Source organism: Streptococcus humanilactis, from assembly GCF_019448275.1.
Lineage (GTDB): Bacteria > Bacillota > Bacilli > Lactobacillales > Streptococcaceae > Streptococcus > Streptococcus humanilactis.
In genome coordinates, this window is sequence record NZ_JAHXBZ010000001.1 from 10,770 (window position 1) to 10,973 (window position 204).

1 pseudogene is annotated in these 204 nt (G+C 42.2%); it reads left to right on the plus strand.

Features of this window, described 5'->3' with window-relative positions:
• Window positions 1-204 (plus strand): annotated as a pseudogene (locus KV696_RS00025) (hypothetical protein); the annotation flags it as partial.

Here is a 204-nt window from a genome sequence, read left to right on the forward strand (position 1 = left end):
CACAATCGGAGAAGATGGTAAAGGTAAAGTACCAAACAGTGAATTACCAGACGGTAAGGTTACAAAACCAGGTAAGATTACCGAACCAGGTAAACCAGCTGTTGAAGTTCCTAATGTAACAACCCCAGCTAAAGTAACTCCAACAGTAGACTTGGAACAAGATCCTAAGACTGGTGATGTTACAGTGACACCTAAGAGACCAGA